Annotated in this window: 16 protein-coding genes; 2 read left to right on the forward strand and 14 right to left on the reverse strand. The window is 67.5% G+C overall.

From position 1 onward, the window contains the following. Positions 1 to 129 precede the first annotated feature (129 nt). Positions 130 to 1,302: an FAD-dependent monooxygenase gene (locus AC4PTB_RS05710; RefSeq protein WP_492192103.1), complete on the forward strand. Its 1,173-nt coding sequence runs from the start codon at positions 130 to 132 to the stop codon at positions 1,300 to 1,302. Between the two features lie 24 nt (positions 1,303 to 1,326). Here the strand turns inward: AC4PTB_RS05710 and xth are convergent, their stop codons facing one another. The 6 genes from xth to AC4PTB_RS05740 form a co-directional block, all read right to left on the reverse strand. Then, positions 1,327 to 2,106 (reverse strand): exodeoxyribonuclease III, encoded by a 780-nt coding sequence (gene xth, locus AC4PTB_RS05715; protein ID WP_492192104.1) that lies wholly within the window; start codon positions 2,104 to 2,106, stop codon positions 1,327 to 1,329. Between the two features lie 28 nt (positions 2,107 to 2,134). Then, entirely contained in the window at positions 2,135 to 3,814 is a 1,680-nt protein-coding gene (locus tag AC4PTB_RS05720; RefSeq protein ID WP_492192105.1) for a putative transporter, read from the reverse strand. A gap of 129 nt (positions 3,815 to 3,943) precedes the next feature. Then, positions 3,944 to 5,197 carry a peptidoglycan DD-metalloendopeptidase family protein gene (locus AC4PTB_RS05725; protein WP_492192106.1) on the reverse strand — a complete coding sequence of 418 codons (1,254 nt, stop codon included), beginning with the start codon at positions 5,195 to 5,197 and terminating at the stop codon, positions 3,944 to 3,946. 60 nt (positions 5,198 to 5,257) lie between these two features. Beyond that, positions 5,258 to 5,905 (reverse strand): protein-L-isoaspartate(D-aspartate) O-methyltransferase, encoded by a 648-nt coding sequence (locus AC4PTB_RS05730; protein WP_492192107.1) that lies wholly within the window; start codon positions 5,903 to 5,905, stop codon positions 5,258 to 5,260. Next, positions 5,902 to 6,690: a 5'/3'-nucleotidase SurE gene (gene surE / locus AC4PTB_RS05735; RefSeq protein WP_492192108.1), complete on the reverse strand. Its 789-nt coding sequence runs from the start codon at positions 6,688 to 6,690 to the stop codon at positions 5,902 to 5,904. Before surE ends, AC4PTB_RS05730 begins: the two co-directional genes overlap by 4 nt. Before the next feature lie 255 nt (positions 6,691 to 6,945). After that, positions 6,946 to 7,602, reverse strand: coding sequence for an SDR family NAD(P)-dependent oxidoreductase (locus AC4PTB_RS05740; RefSeq protein ID WP_492192109.1), 657 nt, complete (start codon positions 7,600 to 7,602; stop codon positions 6,946 to 6,948). A 188-nt stretch (positions 7,603 to 7,790) separates the two neighbouring features. On the opposite strand from AC4PTB_RS05740, the gene AC4PTB_RS05745 reads away from it, so the two are divergent. Further along, positions 7,791 to 9,542, forward strand: a complete 1,752-nt coding sequence (locus AC4PTB_RS05745; RefSeq protein WP_492192110.1) for an ABC transporter ATP-binding protein/permease — start codon at positions 7,791 to 7,793, stop codon at positions 9,540 to 9,542. On the opposite strand, the gene AC4PTB_RS05750 is transcribed toward AC4PTB_RS05745, so the two are convergent. From AC4PTB_RS05750 to AC4PTB_RS05785, 8 genes are all read right to left on the reverse strand, one after another. Continuing rightward, the gene (locus AC4PTB_RS05750; RefSeq protein ID WP_492192111.1) at positions 9,522 to 10,724 is read right to left on the reverse strand and encodes a glucoamylase family protein; all 1,203 of its coding nucleotides are present in this window, start codon (positions 10,722 to 10,724) and stop codon (positions 9,522 to 9,524) included. The two genes, AC4PTB_RS05745 and AC4PTB_RS05750, sit on opposite strands and share 21 nt — an antisense overlap. Then, the gene (locus AC4PTB_RS05755) at positions 10,721 to 13,066 is read right to left on the reverse strand and encodes a glycoside hydrolase family 3 N-terminal domain-containing protein (RefSeq protein WP_492192112.1); all 2,346 of its coding nucleotides are present in this window, start codon (positions 13,064 to 13,066) and stop codon (positions 10,721 to 10,723) included. The genes AC4PTB_RS05750 and AC4PTB_RS05755 overlap by 4 nt, the downstream gene beginning before the upstream one ends. A 65-nt stretch (positions 13,067 to 13,131) precedes the next feature. Then, positions 13,132 to 13,446 carry a hypothetical protein gene (locus AC4PTB_RS05760; RefSeq protein ID WP_055209768.1) on the reverse strand — a complete coding sequence of 105 codons (315 nt, stop codon included), beginning with the start codon at positions 13,444 to 13,446 and terminating at the stop codon, positions 13,132 to 13,134. Positions 13,447 to 13,511: 65 nt separating this feature from the next. Then, the gene (locus AC4PTB_RS05765) at positions 13,512 to 13,847 is read right to left on the reverse strand and encodes a dihydroneopterin aldolase (protein ID WP_169583561.1); all 336 of its coding nucleotides are present in this window, start codon (positions 13,845 to 13,847) and stop codon (positions 13,512 to 13,514) included. Continuing rightward, complete coding sequence (locus tag AC4PTB_RS05770; RefSeq protein ID WP_492192113.1) at positions 13,840 to 14,610, reverse strand: SDR family oxidoreductase; 771 nt, start codon at positions 14,608 to 14,610, stop codon at positions 13,840 to 13,842. Before AC4PTB_RS05770 ends, AC4PTB_RS05765 begins: the two co-directional genes overlap by 8 nt. Positions 14,611 to 14,705: 95 nt before the next feature. Then, entirely contained in the window at positions 14,706 to 15,803 is a 1,098-nt protein-coding gene (locus AC4PTB_RS05775) for a TRAP transporter substrate-binding protein (RefSeq protein ID WP_492192114.1), read from the reverse strand. Positions 15,804 to 16,030: 227 nt separating this feature from the next. Continuing rightward, positions 16,031 to 16,852, reverse strand: coding sequence for an arginyltransferase (locus AC4PTB_RS05780; RefSeq protein WP_492192115.1), 822 nt, complete (start codon positions 16,850 to 16,852; stop codon positions 16,031 to 16,033). A 136-nt stretch (positions 16,853 to 16,988) separates the two neighbouring features. Beyond that, a complete protein-coding gene (locus AC4PTB_RS05785) occupies positions 16,989 to 17,459 on the reverse strand; it encodes a DUF2852 domain-containing protein (RefSeq protein WP_492192116.1) in 471 nt (156 codons plus the stop codon). Positions 17,460 to 17,547: the final 88 nt, after the last annotated feature.

A 17,547-nucleotide genomic window follows, 5' to 3' on the forward strand; every position in this document is an offset into this window, starting at 1 on the left:
GACGCCCCAGCGCGGGGGGGTTGATTTCGCGCAAAGACATGGGACACCGGCTCCAGCAGGGGCCGGTGCTTTTTATTGGAAGACGGCGCCGGGTCGGGCGGGGTCCAACGGTTCGGAAAGGGTCTGGTCGTGCTGATCGGTCGGAAGGTGACGGTGCTTGGGGCCGGGGTGGCGGGTCTTGCGGTGGCCCGGGCGCTGGCGCTTCGCGGCGCCGAGGTGACGGTGCTGGAACAGGCCGATGCGATCCGCGAGGTTGGGGCGGGGCTGCAGATTTCCCCCAATGGCGCGCGGGTGCTGCATGCGCTGGGTCTGGGCGAGGCGCTGGCGGCGGCGGGGCCGCAGGCCGAGGCGATCGAGCTTCTCGAGGGCGAGACCGGCAAGCGGGTGACGCGGCTGGATCTGGCGCGGCTGCGCCCGGGCGAGGAATACCGGATGCTGCATCGCGCCCGGCTGATCGAGCTTCTGGCCGAGGGGGCGCGCGCGGCAGGCGTCGAGATCAGGCTGCAAAGCCGGGTGGCCGAGGTGATGCTGGGGCCGCATCCGCCGCGGCTGAAGCTGCTCAAGGGCGAGGAGATCGAGACCGGCCTCTTGATCGGCGCCGACGGGTTGCAATCGCGGGTGCGGCGCGCGCTGAACGGCGAGGGGCGGCCCTTCTTCACCCATCAGGTCGCCTGGCGGACGCTGATCCCCTGTGACGATGCCGAACCCAAGGTGGCGCAGGTCTTCATGGGCAACGGCCGCCATCTGGTCAGCTATCCGATCGGCCGGGGGCTGCGCAACATCGTGGCGGTCGAGGAACGGCAGCGCTGGACCGCCGAGGGCTGGTCGCATCGCGACGATCCGCGCAGCCTGCTGGCCGCCTTCGAGGAGTTCTGTCCGCAGGTGCAGGACTGGCTGGAAGCGGTGAAGGAACCCTGGCTTTGGGGGTTGTTCCGGCATCGCGTGGCGCGGGTCTGGCAGGGCCGCGGCGCGGCGATCCTGGGCGACGCCGCGCATCCCACCTTGCCCTTCATGGCGCAGGGCGCGGTGATGGCGCTGGAAGATGCCTGGGTGCTGGCGGCCTCGCTGGCGGAAGCGCAAAGCGACGCCGAGGGGCTGGCCGCCTATCAGGCGGCGCGGCGTGCGCGCTGCGAGGCGATCGTCGAGGCGGCGAATGAAAACGCCCGCAACTATCACCTGTCGGGCCCGGCGCGGGTCATTGGCCATCTGGCGCTGCGCACGGCCTCGGCGATTGCGCCCGGCAAGATCCTTGGCCGCTTCGACTGGGTCTATGGCCATGACGTGACGGCCCCGCAAAAGTAGGGGCCGCCGCAAACCGGGGCTGTCTCAGGCGTCCAGATCGATCCAGACCGGCACGTGATCCGAGGGTTTCTCGCCCGCGCGCACCTCCTTGTCGATGCCCGCATCGCGCAACAGATCCGCCGCCTGGGGGCTCAGCAGCAGGTGGTCGATGCGGATGCCGTTGTTCTTTTGCCAGGCGCCCGCCTGATAATCCCAGAACGAATACTGCCCCGGACCGGGCACGCGGGCGCGGAAGGCATCGGTCAGGCCAAGGTGCAAAAGCCGCCGGAACGCCGCGCGGGTCTCGGGCAGGGCCAGCGCATCCGCGCGCCAGCTTTCCGGTTTCGCCGCATCCTCGTCTTGCGGGATCACGTTGTAATCGCCCGCGAAAACCAGCGGCTCCTCGCTGCGCAGCAGGGTGTCCACCCGCGCCTGCATCCGCGCCATCCAGGCCAGCTTGTAGTCGTATTTCGGCCCCGGCGCCGGGTTGCCATTGGGCAGGTAAAGCCCGCAGACCCGCACCGCGCGGGTGCCGATCACCGTCGCCTCGATCCAGCGGGCCTGATCGTCGCTGTCGTCGCCGGGCAGGACGCGCGTCACATCCTCCAGCGGCAGCCGCGACAGGATCGCCACCCCGTTGAAGCTTTTCTGCCCGTGCGTGTGCACCGTGTAGCCAAGCCCGTCCAGCACCTCCTGCGGGAAAGCTTCGTCGGTCGATTTGATCTCCTGCAGCAGCACGACATCGGGTTCGGCCGCGCGCAGCCAGGCGGGCAGGGCCTCGGCGCGGGCCTTGATGCCGTTGATGTTGAAGGTGGCGATCTTCATGGTCTCTCCTTGCGGGGGCGGGGGCGGTTCACAGCAACAGCAGCACGATGATCTGCGGTGCCAGGATCCGCATGCACATCACCAGCGGATAGACCGAGGCATAGCCGACCGAGGCTGCCGCCGAGCCCGACATGCCATTGGCAAAGGCAAGCGCGGGCGGATCGGTCATCGACCCCGCCAGCACGCCCGACAGGCTGAGGTAGTTCACCCGATAGACGATGCGGGCGACGAAGGCCACGATGATCAGCGGCACGAGGGTGATCACCATGCCGTAGAGCATCCAGGTCAGCCCCGGCCCGTGGATCAGCGTCTGCACGAATTGCCCGCCCGCCTTCAGCCCGACTGCCGACAGGAACAGCACGATGCCCAGCTCGCGCAGCGCATGGTTGGCGACCGGCGGCATGAAGAAGACGAAAGGCCCCAGAAAGCCGATCCGCGACAGCAGGATCGCCACCACCAGCGGCCCCCCCGCCAGACCCAGTTTCAACGGCGCGGGCAGGCCCGGAAAGGCGATCGGGATCGAGCCGAGGATCACGCCCAGCAGGATGCCGAAGAAGATGCCGGAATATTGCACCTGCTCAAGGCTTTTCACCTGATCGCCGAACAGCGGCTTCACTGCCTCGATATCGGCGGGGGCGCCGACCACGGTCAGGATGTCACCGAATTGCAGCGCCAGATCGGGCTCCACCGGCAGCTGCGTCCCCGCCCGGCTGACGCGGGAAATCGAGACCGAACGCTCCTCCAGCCCCAGATCGCGGATATGCTTGCCCAGCGCCTTTGGCTCGGTCACCGCGACGCGCTGCCAGCTCAGCTGCGTGCCCTTGGTCGAGGTGAGCGACACATCCACCTCCTCGCCGAGGATCAGCACCATCGCATGCAGCTTCTCGGCCGGGCCGACCAGATGCAGCACGTCGCCCATGTGCAGCGCCATCGAGCGCAACGGATGCATCAGCACCGCGCCGCGCTTGAGCCGCGACACCACCACGCCCTGATCGTAAAGATCGGGCACCTCACCCAGCTCCAACCCCTCAAGATTGGGGTTGCGCACCACCACATTGAGCGCGGGCAGCTCCTTCGTGCCGCCCTTGGCCCGGGTCGCCTCGAACTCCGCCTCTTCGCGCTCGATACGGATCGCCAGCACCTGCCGCACCGCGATCATCGTCAGCAAGATACCAATTATCCCAAAGGGATAGGCGATGGCATAGCCCAGAGAGGCTTCCGAGATCACCTCCGAGGGCACGCCCGCATCCTTCAGCACCTGCGTTGCCGCGCCCAGCCCCGGGGTGTTCGTCACCGCCCCCGACATCAGCCCGACCAGCGCGGGCACCGGGATATCGGCAATAAAATGCAGCGCCACCGTGGTGGCCACGCCCAGAACGACGATCGCGGCGGCGATCAGGTTGAACTGAAGACCCGCCCGCTGCAACGAGGCGAAAAAGCCCGGCCCGACCTGGATACCGATCGTGAAGACAAAGATGATGAGGCCGAATTCGCGCACGAATTCCAGCATTTCCGGGGCCAGATGCAGGCCCGCGACCGTGGTCCAGTGGCCGACGAAGAGCCCCGCGAAAAGGACCCCGCCGATACCAAGCCCGATGCCGCGCCAGTTCACCCCGCCCAGAAGCAGACCAAGTGCCCCCGACAGCGCCAGCGCCGCCGTGGCCAGCCCCACCGGCGAAATCGTGCTGAGGAAATTCAAGAACGCCATGGCCCCCCCTTGCGGGGGTTTCCTCCCCCCACGGCAAATTGCGCTTCCCGGCCAGAGAGGTCAAGTTCTTGTGACCGGCTGAAAAAACGGGGCCGGGGCCGGTTTTGCGGCACCGGCCCGGGGCCGGGCTCAGTTCAGATAGGGCATCGGATCGACCGAGTCGTAGCCCTTGCGCACCTCGAAATGCAGGAAGCCGGACTCGCCCGCGCGAACCTTGGCGATGCTCTGGCCGCGGCGCACCTTGTCGCCCTTGGCGACGGAGATGCCGTCGATATTGGCATAGACGGTCAGCAGCCCGCCCTCGTGGCGCAACACCAGGATCGGCACCTGTTCGGTGTCCTTGGTGATCGCCGCGACCGTGCCCGCATCGGCGGCCTTGACCGGGGTGCCGGCGCTGGCGCGGATATCCACCCCGTCGTTCTTGCCCTTGGCATAGGGGCGGATGATCGCGCCCGGCACCGGCATGACGAATTTCGAGCTGCTGGACGCGGCCGTGCGCGAGGCGCCCAGATCGGGGGCGGCGGATGTGTCGACCGGGGCCGAGGCCTTGGGCGGCACCTCTTTCGGCAGCGGCTTCGCCGCCGAGGGCGGCTCGGGCGTGGGCGAGCCTTCGCCCGGTTCGGTCAGCGTCGCGGTGGCGGGCCGCGGCGCGGCGCCGGTCGCGGGCGGGATCATCAGCATCTGGCCTTCGCGCACGCTCAGATCGGCGGGCAGGCCGTTCCAGTCCGCCACCGATTTCGCCGGGACATTGTAATAGCGCGCGATCGAATAGGCGGTCTCGCCACGGGCGACGCGGTGGCGGATCGGCTCGACACCGCTTTTGGCAGCAGGTTTCGTCACCGGGGTCGCGCTTGGCGCGGCCGGACGGGGCACGGCGGCGGGGGCCGCGGGTGTCGTGGCGGGCGGCTGGTTCACGGCGGCGCGGTCGATCGCACTCGAGGCAAGCGAGGTGATGTCGATCCGCTCGGTCCCGGTGCCCCCCGCGCTACCGCCAGTGCCAAGGGCGCCGCCCGTCACCGGCTCGCTCACCCGTTTGGGCAGGGCCAGAACCTCGCCCTTGCCGAGCGGCGTGTTCGGGGAAAGCGCATTGTAGCGCGCCAGTTCCGTCGCATCGAGGCCCAGCCGCGAGGCGATCGAGCCGACGCTGTCGCCCTGCCGCGCGACGGCGACCTGATAATTCGGATAGGAAATCACCCCGCGCGCATCGGGGGCGGGGCGGTCGGCCGTGGCCTGACGCACGGCCTCGGTGGTGTCGAACCCGGTCTTGCCGAAATGGCGCAGGTCGGCATCGAAACTGCCGTCCTTGCCGCAACCGGCCAGCACGGCCAGCGCGACGCCGGTCAGCAGCACGCGGGTCAGTCGGCGGGAGTGGGGGGCTTGCATCGCTCGTCCTCGTTCGGTCTGTCGTTCTTTGGTCTCGTCCCGGTTCCGCGGCGGCCCGGCTCAGTCGCCCGCCATGCCCTCGACCAGCGGCACGAAGCGCACCGGGCGCAACTCTTCGTAATCGAAGCCGGTGTCCAGTCGCGTCACGCGGATCAGGCTTTGCACGGTGTCGGACTGGCCGACCGGAAGCACCATGATACCGCCGATCTTCAGCTGCGACAACAGCGGCCCCGGCGGGTCCTCGGCGGCGGCGGTGACCAGAATCCGGTCGAAGGGCGCCTGATCGGGCAGCCCGCGCGAGCCATCGGTGGCCAGCGCGACGATATTGGACAGCGACAGCGCCTCGAAGACCGCCTGCGCCTCGCGCACCAGACGGCGGTGGCGGTCGACCGTATAGACGCGGCGGCACAAAAGCGACAGCACCGCCGCCTGATAGCCCGAGCCGGTGCCGATTTCGAGCACCCGGTCGCGCGGGCCGACCGAGAGCGCCTGGGTCATCAGGCCGACGACCGAGGGCTGCGAAATCGTCTGCCCGCAGGCGATCGGCAGCGGCATGTCCTCATAGGCGCGTTCGGCAAAGATGCCGCGCACGAAGGCGCCGCGGTCGATGCGCTCCATCGCCGACAGGATCCGGGCATCGGTCACGCCCTTCGAGCGCAGCGCGTAAAGGAACTGCATCGTGATCCGGGCGCGCTCGTCCTCGGTCATGCGAGCCGCGCCTCGAGATCGGCCAGCACGTCATGCGCGGTCAGATCGGCGCGCATCGGCGTGACCGAGATATGACCCTCCAGGTTCACCATCGCATCGGTGCCGGGCGCGGTGGCGCCATGCTGCGGACCGCCCTTGATCCACAAAAACCGCCGCCCATTGGGCGAAACCGCGGGCTCGACGGTGAAGAAACTGTCGCTGCGATAGCCCTGCGCCGCGACCCGGGTGCCCTTGACCGCGGCGGCGGGGACGGGGGGGAAGTTGACGTTGTAAAAGACGCGATAGGGGCCGTCGTCCCAGATGCCGTTCAGCCAGAGCCTGCGCACCAGACCCGGGCCATGCACGCGGGCCGCCTCGAACGGGTCAAGCCCGGGGCCAAGGCAGGCCGGGCCGAGGAACTGGCTCAGCGCGATCGCCGGAATGCCCTGCAGCGCCGCCTCCATCGCCCCGCCAAGGGTGCCGGAATAAAGCGCATTCTCGGCCGAGTTGTTGCCGCGGTTGACCCCCGACAGCACCAGATCCGGGCGCCCGTCGGTCAGCACGTCGTAAAGCCCCGCCAGCACGCAATCGGCCGGGCTGCCCTCGGCGGCGAAGCGGCGCGGCCCCAGCTCGGCAATCGACATCGGCCGGTTGTAGCTGATCGCATGACCGACGCCCGATTGCTCGAAGGCGGGGGCGACGGTCCAGACCTCGCCCGCCGGGCCCGCCAGCTCGGCCGCGATCGCTTCGAGCACCGAAAGCCCCGGCGCGTTGATGCCGTCGTCATTGGTGATCAGAATGCGCATGCGACCCTCGTTGCCCGGTTTCTGTCTGATTAGCCGCTGCGCCGCAGCCAAACAAGCAAGGTGCTGCGTTTGGCGCGCAGGTGTGCCCTTGCGGACCCGGTCTGCCCCGGACCCGGCGGGGCAGGGGGCGCTGCCCCCTCTTGGCCTCTCGGCCAATTCACCCCCGGGATATTTGTAGCAAGATGAAAGGGCGTGATTTCATCTTGCTACAAATATCCCGGGGGGAGCGTCAGCGGGGGGCGGAGCCCCCCTCCGTCAGAGTTCGGCCAGCAGCCGCTTCGCCTCGTCGCGGCAATCGATCAGCGGCGACCGGTCCTCGGACGGGAAGAAGCGCGCCCGCACAGCCGTCGCCATCGGGCGCGGCGACAGGATGCGCACCTTCGGGCCGATCTTCGCCGCCTCGACCGCATAGCTGCGGGCGAGCGAAATCTGCGCCGCCTTCGTCGCGCCGTAAGAACCGAAATAGGGCTGGCCCGCGCGGTCATCCTCGAAGAAGACCGCGGTGCCATCGCCCGCGCGCAAAAGCGGGTCGATCAGCGGGATCAGCGTCGCGGTGCCGGTCAGGTTCGTCGCCACCGACTTCTCCATGTCCTTCGCATCCGAATGCGCGGCGGGCGAGAGCGGCGCGGCATGGACCGCCGTGTGAATCCAGAGCTGCAGCCCGCCCCAGCGCCCCAGAATGCCGTTCGCCAGCGTTTCCATTTCCTCGGGCTTGGTGATGTCCAAAGGCGCCAGCGTCGCCGAGCCGCCCCGGGCCTGAATGACATCGTCCAGCGATTCCAGCCCGCCCACGGTGCGCGCCACCGCCATGATGTGCCAGCCCTGCGCCGCCAGTTCCTCGGCGATGGCAAAGCCGAGCCCGCGCGAGGCGCCGGTGACAAGGGCGAGTTTCTTGAAGGCGGTTCCGGTCATGGCGCAACTCCTGAGCGTTTCGCGCGGGTTTTAGGCCCGCTCCGGCGGCGGCGCAAGGGGCGCATTGGCGCGGGCGGGGGGCTTCTGTCTGCCGCTGGCGCCGATCCTCACGTAAAATCGCTTTACCTTGGGTTGCGCCCGGCGCGGTTTGGCGGTTCTTTAGGCCCAGCCCCAAGCAAGGTTCCGGAATGACCGATCTGACGACCGACACCGATCCCAATCCCGGCCTGTTCGGGCAGCTCGCCGATCTGGGGCGCATCCTGCGCACCGTGCGCAGCTGGCGGCGCATCCTGTGGCTGATCGCCGGGCTTGTCGCGGTGATCGCGGTGACCGCGGCGGCGCAGATCCTGCTCAATGCCTGGAACCAGCCCTTTTACGACGCGCTCACGCACAAGGATTTTCCCGCCTTCGTGGTGCAGCTGGGGGTCTTTGCCGTTCTGGCGGGGGGGCTTCTGGCGCTGAACGTTGGCCAGCTCTGGCTGGATCAGACGCTGAAGCTGACGCTGCGGCGGGGCATCTTCACCGCGCTTTTGCACGACTGGACGCGGCCCGGCGCGGCGCTGCGGCTGTCGCGCGCCGGGCGGATCGGCGAGAACCCCGATCAGCGGTTGCAGGCCGATGTCGACGGGCTGGCCGATCTGTCCGTCGCGCTGGGGGTCGGGCTGTTTCAGGCGGGGCTGTTGCTGTTTTCCTTCGTCGGCGTGCTCTGGCACCATTCCGACGGGCTGTCGGTCTCGATCCAGGGCCGCGCGGTCGAGATCCCGGGCTTCATGGTCTGGTGCGCGCTGTTCTATGCCGGGCTGGCCTCGTGGCTGAGCTGGCGCGTCGGCCGGCCGCTGGTCGCGATGAGCGCCGAGCGCGCCGCGCGCGAGGCCGATTTCCGCTTCGAGATCGTCCGCGTCAGCGAGGCCGCCGAGGCGATCACCCTTGAACGCGGCGAGCGGGTCGAGGCGCGGCGGATCAGGGCCTCTTTCGCGCGGCTGGTCGAGGTGATCCATGGCGTGATCCGCGCCACAGTCGGGCTGACCTGGGTCACTGCCGGCTCGGGCTGGTTCAACACGGTGGCGCCGATCCTCGCCGCGGCGCCGTTCTATTTCAGCACCGACATGACGATCGGCGAGCTGATGCTGGTGGTCGGCGCCTTCAACCAGGTGCAGGGCGCTTTGCGCTGGTTCATCAACAACTTCGCGGGGATCGCGACGTGGCGGGCGATCCTGCACCGGGTGATCAGTTTCCACCGGGCGCTGCGCGATCTGGCGGCGGACGACGGCGCCGCGCATCCCGACCGCATCCGCCGCGAACCGGCCGCGGGCGGGATCGAGATCGAGGCGCTGTCGATCACCACGCCCTATGTCTCGGTGCGGCTGGCCGAGGACCCGATCCGGCTGGCGCCCGGGGATCGTCTGCTGCTTCAGGGCTCTTCGGGGTCGGGCAAGACGATCCTGTTCCGCACCCTGGCGGGGCTTTGGGATCGCGGCGCAGGGCGCATCGCGATGCCGCAGGCGGGGGCGGTGATGTTCCTGCCGACGCGCGCCTATGTGCCGCCGGGGCGGCTGATCGACGTTCTGGGCTATCCGCATTCCGCCGCGCATTTCCCCCGCCCCGAGGTCGCGGCGGCGCTGGCGGCGGTGGGGCTTGGCCATCTGGCGGGCAGCCTTGACGTGGACGAGCATTGGGAAAAGCTGCTCTCGGAAAGCGAAAAGCATTGCGTGAATTTCGCGCGGGTGATCCTCAACCGGCCGCAATGGCTGGTGATGGACGACACGCTGCCGCAGCTCGACCCCGAGGCAAGGGCGCGGATCGTGACGCTGCTCAAGGGGCCTTTGGCGCATCTGGGGCTGATCGACATCGGCAATGGCGGCACGCCGCATGATGTCTTTACCCGCAAGGTCGAGATCATCGCGGGCGAGGGCGTCGCCTCAGCCGAGATGCGGGCTTGAAAAGCCAAGCCGCCGCAGGCCGGTTCGCACCTCGGGGGCGGACATGAAAAGCCGCCACAAAAGCCCCGTGCGGGCGTTTTCGATCATGCCGACGATCGGCCCCTGATCGATCGCCAGATGGCTTGACGCGACCCAGCCGCGGCTGTCGTCAAAGGCGTCGACCATGCCAAAGCGCCCCCAAAGCTCGGGGCGCGCGGCCATCGCGCGGGCGGCCGACAGGCTGGCGCGCGGCAGATAAGGCAGTGCCGAGAGCGCCGCGGTGGGGGCGATCACGCCCCTGTCGTTCGCGGGGGAAAAGGCATTGTAGCCATCTGGCCCGTCGCAGGCGGTCAGCCCCCAGAACGGGCCGTAGCCCTTGAACTTGCTGGGGTTTTTCAGGCAATGCGCGTGGTTGATCCGGGTCTGGGCGCGGTTTTGCGCGAAGTAGTCGATGCCGTCCTCGACCAGCCCGCGCGGGTCCAGGCCAAGGAAGGAATAGTGGCTGAAAAAGAGCGGCCCACCCAGCGCGGGGCCAAGCGGCAGGCGGATGCGATGCCAGCTTTGGCCGTTGCGAAAGCCGGGGCTTTGCTTCCAGCCCTGCTGGTAAGCTTCGGGCGCGATCGGATGGGTGGGCGAGCCTGCACCCAGCACAAAGGCGATCAGCCCCTCGTGCCAGCCCATCAGCGCCAGTTTTCCGAAACCGTGATGCGGGCTCCAGTGCCAGTGCAGCCGGTCGGGCGCGGGGCAGAAGCCCCCCCAGTCGACCGCCCACCACAGCGCCTGAATGCGGGCGGCCAGCGCCGGGGCAAAGGGCGCAAGCCATTGCCGCGCCGTCAAAAGCCCCATCATCAGAAAGGCGGTCTCGACGATGTCGCCGCCGTCGTCATGGGGCGAAAAGGCGATGGTGGCGCCGGTCGCGCCGTGCATCCAATGCGGAAAGGCGCCACGATGGCGGGGGGCGGCTTCGAGATGGGCCAGAATGCGGTCGATCTGCGCCAGCACGGCGTCGCGGGCGATGAAGCCACGCTCGGCGCCCACGATCAGCGCCATCAGGCCAAAGCCGGTGCCGCCGGTCGTCACCGTGTCGAGCCAGCGGTCATCGCCGTATCTTTCCCGCGCCATTCCCGACACGGGATGGGCGAATTCGGTGAAATAGCGCAGCGTCTCGGACTGGATGCGGTCCAGAAGCGGTGCTGTCCTCATTTCAGCCACCGGACGGAAATCTCTTGCGTCTCAAGCGCATGCGGGCCGATGCTCAGACGGAACTCGCCGCCCTCCCAGTCGCGGCGCAGCTGCGCCAGATCGGGGCCGCGGTCATATTCAAGATCGGCGGCGGTCAGCCGGAACCGCGCCGTGCCGGTTTCGCCCGGGGCAAGCGTCAGCCGCGCGAAGCCCTTCAGCTCGCGCAACGGCCGCGAGATTTCGGCGACCGGATCGCGCAGGTAAAGCTGCACGGTTTCCGTGCCCGCCCGCGCCCCGGTGTTGGAGACCGCGATGCTCACCTCGAGCACGGCATCGGCGCCCCGCAGCGCTGTCGCGCTAAGCTGCGGCTTGCCATAGGCGAAGCTTGTGTAACCCAGCCCGAAACCCGCCGGGAACAGCGGCGTATGCGGGCTTTCCAGAATGCAGGCGGTGGTGAATTTGCGAAACACATGCCGCCCCGTGGCGTCGGTTTCGCTGTCGCCAAAGACATCGACGCCAAGCCCCTCCTGTGGGCGGCCCGAGGGCAGGTCCTCGATGCGCAGCGGCAATTGGCCCACATGGCGCGGCAGCGAGATCGACAGCCGCCCCTCCGGCGCGCGGTCGCCAAACAGCACTTCGGCGATGGCCGGGCCGCCCTCGGCGCCCGGATGGCCGGTCCAGATCAGCGCATCGGAAGCTGCGGCTTCCGCGGTCAGGGCCAGAGGGCGGCCGGAAATCGCCAACAGGATCAGAGGGATGGCGCGGTCTTTCGCAATCTCGGCCATCTCGCGGACAAGCCTCGGCTGCGCTCCGGGCAGCGTGATGTCGAGCCGGGTCGAGCTTTCGCCGGAATGTTCCTTCGCCTCGCCCAGCGCCAGCACGATCGCATCGGCCTGGCTTGCCACGGCGCGCGCCTCGGCCAGCATCGCTTCCAGCGACCGGCTTTCCGGCGGCACCGAGGGCATGGCGCGGTTGTGGACATTCAGCCGCGCCGCCAGCGCCGGGTCTTCGACGATGGAACAGCCCTTGGCAATCAGAACCTTTGTGCCGGGGCCTGCGACGGTGGTCAGGCCTTCGGCCAAGGTGACGCTGTCCATCGGGTTCACGTCGATGGCCCAGCTGCCCTGCATGTCGATCCGGTCTTCGGCCAAAGGCCCGATCAGCGCCAGCGTCTTGCCGCGGGCGAGCGGCAGAACCCCGGTGTTCTTGAGCAAAACCAGCGACTTCGCGGCAGCTTCGCGGACAAGGGCAATATGGTCGGGGCAGCGGATCACCTTGGCGCGCAACGCTTCGTCAAGGCCCATGAAGGGATCGGCAAAAAGCCCAAGCCGTTCCTTGGCGCGCAGCACCTGACGGCAGCGGGCGGTGATCTCGGCTTCCGTCACCGGGCCCCAAGGGCGGGCGTCGGGGGCGGTCTTGCCCTCTTCGACCAGCGCCGCCAGATGATGCAGGAAGGCGCCCGAGACCAGATCGACCGCGACGCCCGCCTTGAAGGCGAGATAAGCGGCCTCGCGCGCATCCGTGGCGATGCCGTGGTGGATCAGCTCGGGGTCGATGGCGGTGAAATCGGTGACCATCATGCCCTCGAAGCCGAAACGATCCCGCAGGATGTCTTGCAACAGCACCCGATGCGCGGTGGCGGGAATGTCGTTGAGCGCGGAAAAGGCCACCATCACCGCGCCCGCCCCAGCGGCGACGCCCGCTTTGAACGGCTCCATGACCCGCATCAGCGTGGCCGGGCTGGCCTCGACCGCGGCATAATCGCGCCCGGCGATCGACAGCCCGTAGCCCGCGAAATGCTTCAGCGTCGCCATCATCCGGTCGGGCCGGGCGAGGTCGCCATCGGCGCCTTGATAGCCCGTCACGATCGCCCGCGCGATGGCGGCGCAAAGATGCGGCAGCTCGCCATGGCCTTCCGCGATCCGGCCCCAGCGCGCGTCGTAGGAAATGTCCAGCATCGGCGCCCAGGTCAGCGAGACGCCATCGGCCCGGGCCTCGCGCGCGGTCATCTGCGCGATGCGGCTGATCAGGTCGAGATCCCAGGAACAGGACAGCGCCAGCGGGATCGGCCCGCAGGTGATGTAGCGCTGCAAACAGTCGCGGGCGAAGAACAGCGGAATCCCATGCGGGCTTTCCGTGATCGCCATGCGTTGCAGCACCCGCCGCTCGGCGATATTCGCCCCCGCCGAGGTGCCGCACAGATGGCCGCGCCGGATCAGCGTTTCGGTATCGGCCCCCGCCGCGGCGCCGGTGGTGGGCAGGCCTGCGGCATGCGGAAAATTGAGCTGGCCTATCTTGTCGGCAAGGCTCATCCGGCCCAGCAGATCATCCAGAAAATCCTTGCCTTCCGTGGACTTGCGCATGGTCTGACCCCCTGGCTGACTGGGGTCAGCTTACTCCCGGTGCCGGGGGGCGCAAGCGGAAAGGCTCAGGCGCGGGCGGGCAGGCGTTCGCGGGCGGTGCGGGCCGAGACCTCTTGCAGCCCATGCACCAGCGAGATGCCCATGATGCCGTGATAGAGGATCGAACCGCCCAGAATATGCAGGATGTAGATCCAGCCCTCGGCAAAGCCGCCGATCACCAGCACGACAAGCGAGCCCACCGCCGAGATCAAGAGCGACAGCAGCATCGCCCGGCCGTTCGGACCGCGCCGCCGCGCGACGATGGCGCGGCGTTCCAGTTCCGCGGCGCCAAACAGCAGGCCAAGCGAGAGCAGCATATAAAGAACGATGACGTAAAACATCGGGGGGCCTTTCGGGATCGTGGCAGCAGGCTAGCAGAAACGCCGGGGGCTCGCAACTTGGCCGGTCAGCCGCGCAGCACCACACCGACGGCTTTCGCATCCGGGTAGACATCGGGTTTCTTCGAGGAAATCGCCGCATGTGCCACGCCCTCCAGCCCGTGGACAAAGGCATGGATGCGCGAGACCAGTTCCTCCTGCGTGTCGATCCGCGCGCCGTTGAAGGAGCGGATGAATTCCGCCACGCGGTCGTAATCGAAGAACCGCCCCGCCTGCCAGTCGGTGCCGGTCACGGTGATCTCGGCCGAGACAAGGACGCGCTGCATGCGCGCGCGCTCGAAATCATGGATGCCCAGAAACATCGTGATTTCAAGTTCTTCCAAGCGGATGATCAGATCAGCCATGAATATGTCCCTCTTTCACCAGAAAGGCCACGTCGCGCGGCAGCCGCCACAGGGCCTGACCGCCATCGACCGCGATCACCTCGCCCGTCACACCTTTCGCATCCCAGAAATAAAGCGCCAGCCGCACCAGATCGGCGGGCTGCACCTGAATGCCCAAAGGGTTGATGCGGCTTGATTTTTCGAAATTCTCCGGGGTCTGCTTGCCGGAAATCAGGGTGATCGCGGGCGCGATGCCATTGACCCGCGGGCAGCCACCAAAGCGCATCGAGAGCATCTCGGTCGCGGCATGAAGCGCGGCTTTCGACAGCGTGTAGGAAAAGAAATCCGGGTTCAGCGCCAGCACCTTGTTGTCGAGCATGTTGAGCACAAGCGCATCGCCGCCGTCCAGATCCTGCGCCGCCATCCGCGCGGCCAGCGCGAGCGGCGCCTTGAGATTGACCGCGAAATGCGCATCCATCTTCGCGTCCGACAGCGTGAAGATGTCGTCATTCATGAAGTTCGAGGCGTTGTTGAGCAAAACATCGACCCGGCCCAGAAAGCCTTGCGCCGCGTCGAAAACCCGCTGCACCGCGGCGGCATCCTGCAGATCGCCCTGCACCAGACGGCAGATCTCGGCCGTCTGGTTCAGCTCGGCGGCCAGCGCCTCGGCCTCGGTCGCGGAGGCGTTGTAATGCAGCATCACGCGAAAGCCGCGGGCGGCGAAACCGCGGGCCATTTCCGCGCCGATGCGCTTGGCGCCGCCGGTGATCAGAATGCCGGGCATGGGGTCTCCTTTGTCCTTTGGCCTATTTAGGGCAGGGGGGCGAAAGAAAAAGACCCCGGGGTTTCCCCCGGGGTCGGAACTTGCGGTGCAAGGGCTCAGATCTTGCCGTTGCGCTGCTGGATCATCATGAAGGTGTCGTAGTTGTATTCCGCCACCTGCGTCCACAGGTAGTGGTCGGCGCGGAAGGCCACCATCGAGTCGTAGATCTTCTTGAAGCCCGGGTTGGTCGCGGTCATTTCGGCATAGACTTCCTGCGCGGCGTTGAAGCAGGCCTCGAGGATCTCCTGGCTGAACGGGCGCAGCTGCGCGCCATTCGCCACCAGCGATTTCAGTGCCAACGGGTTCTTGTAGTCATACTTCTGCAGCATGTCGGCGTCTTCGGCATGGCAGGCGGTGCGCAAAAGCGCCTGATAGGATTTCGGCAGCCCCTCATAGGCGGCCTTGTTGAACATGAAATGGACGGTCGGGCCGCCTTCCCACCAGCCGGGATAGTAGTAATAGGGCGCGACCTTGTAGAAGCCGAGCTTCTCGTCATCATAGGGGCCGACCCATTCGGTGGCGTCGAGCGTGCCTTTTTCCAGCGCCGGATAGATGTCGCCGCCCGCCACCTGCTGCGGCACGAGGCCGAGCTTCTCCATCACCTTGCCGGCAAAGCCGCCGACCCGCATCTTGAGTCCGGAAAGATCGGCGACGGTGTTGATTTCCTTGCGGAACCAGCCGCCCATCTGGGCGCCGGTGTTGCCGCCCGGGAAGCCGATCAGGCCCTGAGTACCGAGGAATTCGTTGTAAAGATCGATGCCGCCGCCGTGGTATTGCCAGGCGTTCATGCCGCGCGCCGACAGCCCGAAGGGCACGGCCGCACCCAGCGCCCAGGTCGGGTCCTTGCCCCAGTAGTAATAGCCGACGGTGTGGCAGGCCTCGACCGTGCCCGCGGCGGTGGCGTCGGCGGCCTGCAGGCCGGGGACGATCTCGCCACCGGCGAAGACCTGGATCTGGAAATTGCCGTCAGTGGCTTCCGACACCATCTTCGAGAGCACGTCGGCGCCGCCATAGATCGTGTCGAGCGATTTCGGGAAGGACGAGGTCATCCGCCAGGTCACTTTCGGCATCGATTGCGCCAGCGCAGGCGTGGCCAGCGTGGTCGCGGCGGCGCCGCCAATCGCGGCTCTGGTCAGAAATGAACGACGGTCCATTGGGGTCTCCTCCCGTTTGTTTCGGTCTGGTTCGCATGCCGTCCGGGTCGTTGCCCGGCCGGTCCGGCGCTCAAACTGGCATCGCGGGCCGGTTCTGTCCAGACGCTGCGCAGGAAAATTGCGCGAACCGGTCCGAAAACATGACCAAATGAATGCGGGACGCCCTTCGGGCGGAAGATCCTGTGCGAAACTGCCGCATCTGCGGGCGGCGCAGGGCGGCCTTTGCCTTAGCGCATGTCGGGCAGCTGGATTCGCGCGACCTGTTCGGCGATCGGATCGACGGAAAGCGGATGGGTCTCGCCCGAATGATCCTCGGGGTCGCCCAAGGGTTGCCAACGCCCGGCCTTGAAGATTTCCAGCGCCGAGAATTTCGCCTTGTAGCCCATCTTGCGCGAGCCGGGGACCCAATAGCCCAGATAGACATAGGGCAGCCCCGCGCGTTTCGCGATCGCGACGTGGTCGAGGATCAGATGCGTGCCCAGGCTCAGGTCGATCTGGTCGGGCTCGTAGAAGCTGTAGACCATCGAGACGCCGTCATCGAGCACATCAGTCAGGCAGACGGCCGTCAGCGGGCGGGGGCCGCTGTCCACCCGGCCGTCGCGATATTCGATGACGCGGGTCTTTACCGGCGTTTCCTCGATCATCGCGGCAAATTCGAAGATGTCCATGTCGGCCATGCCGCCATCGGCATGGCGCGCGTCCAGATAGCGGCGGAAGAGCGCGAATTGTTCCTCGGTCGCCCAGGGGCTGGTGGCGGTGCGTTTGAGATGGGTATTGCGGTTGAGCACCTTGCGCTGCGTCCGGGTGGGGACGAAATCGGCGACGCGGATGCGCGCCGAAAGACAGGCCGAGCAATCGGCGCAGGAGGGGCGGTAGAGCACGTTCTGCGAGCGCCGGAAGCCCTGACGCGAGAGCGCATTGTTCAGTTTCTCGGCGCCTTCGCCCTGCAGCGCGGTGAACAGTTTGCGCTCCGCCCGCCCGTCCAGATAGGGGCAGGGCTGCGGGGCGGTCACGTAGAATTGCGGGGCAAGCGGAAGCGAATGGCGCATGAGAGACGGGGGCTGACACGTCAAAGGCGAGTGACGCAGGCCCAAGCTATCAAAGCGCGGGCTCTGCGCCAAGGATTTCCTTCGAAAGCGGGACAAAGACCCTGCCCTTTGGGGGCAGGGTCGGAGGCGGGCAGGGTCAGTTCGCCGTCTCATGCCGGTCTGCGGGCCGGTCTGCGGGCGCCGGAGCGGTCGCGGCGGCGCGGGCGCGTTCTTCCATGTATTGGTCGAACTCGGCCTTGTCGCGGGCTTCGCGCAGCCGGATCAGGAAGGATTCGAATTCCTCCTGTTCGCGTTCGAGCCGGGCCAGCATGTCGGCGCGATAGGCGTCGAAGGCGGCGTTGCCGGTCGGGCGCATGGCATGGAAGGCGTAGCCGCGGGCGAAGCGCGGGGTGAACCCGGCGCGGGCGCGGCAGGTTCTGGCGCTGAAACGGCCGGTCATCAGGATGAAGCCCAGCACCACAAGCCCGAGCGGGCCGGCGAAGATGAACGATCCGATCATCACCACGACCCAGCTTGTCGGGCCGCGGTCGTCAAGCCAGGTGAGCGTGCGGGTGATCGTGCCGGGGCGGTCGGGGCCAGTGTGGGTGGCGGCGGTGCTATAGGTCATGGAACCCTCCGGGGTTGGATGTGAAGTCTTTTCACATTGCGAAGGTGGGGAGGCGGCAGGGCTGGGTCAAGAGGGGATGTGAAAGATT

The sequence above is a fragment of the Rhodobacter sp. 4.3.4 genome, assembly GCF_058724655.1.

Coding starts and splice junctions, on each gene's coding strand:
- AC4PTB_RS05780 (WP_492192115.1), bottom strand. CDS start 16,852: ATGCGCCATTCGCTTCCGCTTGCCCCGCAATTCTACGTGACCGCCCCG.
- AC4PTB_RS05740 (WP_492192109.1), bottom strand. CDS start 7,602: ATGACCGGAACCGCCTTCAAGAAACTCGCCCTTGTCACCGGCGCCTCG.
- AC4PTB_RS05770 (WP_492192113.1), bottom strand. CDS start 14,610: ATGCCCGGCATTCTGATCACCGGCGGCGCCAAGCGCATCGGCGCGGAA.
- AC4PTB_RS05785 (WP_492192116.1), bottom strand. CDS start 17,459: ATGACCTATAGCACCGCCGCCACCCACACTGGCCCCGACCGCCCCGGC.
- AC4PTB_RS05745 (WP_492192110.1), top strand. CDS start 7,791: ATGACCGATCTGACGACCGACACCGATCCCAATCCCGGCCTGTTCGGG.
- AC4PTB_RS05720 (WP_492192105.1), bottom strand. CDS start 3,814: ATGGCGTTCTTGAATTTCCTCAGCACGATTTCGCCGGTGGGGCTGGCC.
- xth (WP_492192104.1), bottom strand. CDS start 2,106: ATGAAGATCGCCACCTTCAACATCAACGGCATCAAGGCCCGCGCCGAG.
- AC4PTB_RS05755 (WP_492192112.1), bottom strand. CDS start 13,066: ATGCGCAAGTCCACGGAAGGCAAGGATTTTCTGGATGATCTGCTGGGC.
- surE (WP_492192108.1), bottom strand. CDS start 6,690: ATGCGCATTCTGATCACCAATGACGACGGCATCAACGCGCCGGGGCTT.
- AC4PTB_RS05730 (WP_492192107.1), bottom strand. CDS start 5,905: ATGACCGAGGACGAGCGCGCCCGGATCACGATGCAGTTCCTTTACGCG.
- AC4PTB_RS05775 (WP_492192114.1), bottom strand. CDS start 15,803: ATGGACCGTCGTTCATTTCTGACCAGAGCCGCGATTGGCGGCGCCGCC.
- AC4PTB_RS05725 (WP_492192106.1), bottom strand. CDS start 5,197: ATGCAAGCCCCCCACTCCCGCCGACTGACCCGCGTGCTGCTGACCGGC.
- AC4PTB_RS05760 (WP_055209768.1), bottom strand. CDS start 13,446: ATGTTTTACGTCATCGTTCTTTATATGCTGCTCTCGCTTGGCCTGCTG.
- AC4PTB_RS05750 (WP_492192111.1), bottom strand. CDS start 10,724: ATGAGGACAGCACCGCTTCTGGACCGCATCCAGTCCGAGACGCTGCGC.
- AC4PTB_RS05765 (WP_169583561.1), bottom strand. CDS start 13,847: ATGGCTGATCTGATCATCCGCTTGGAAGAACTTGAAATCACGATGTTT.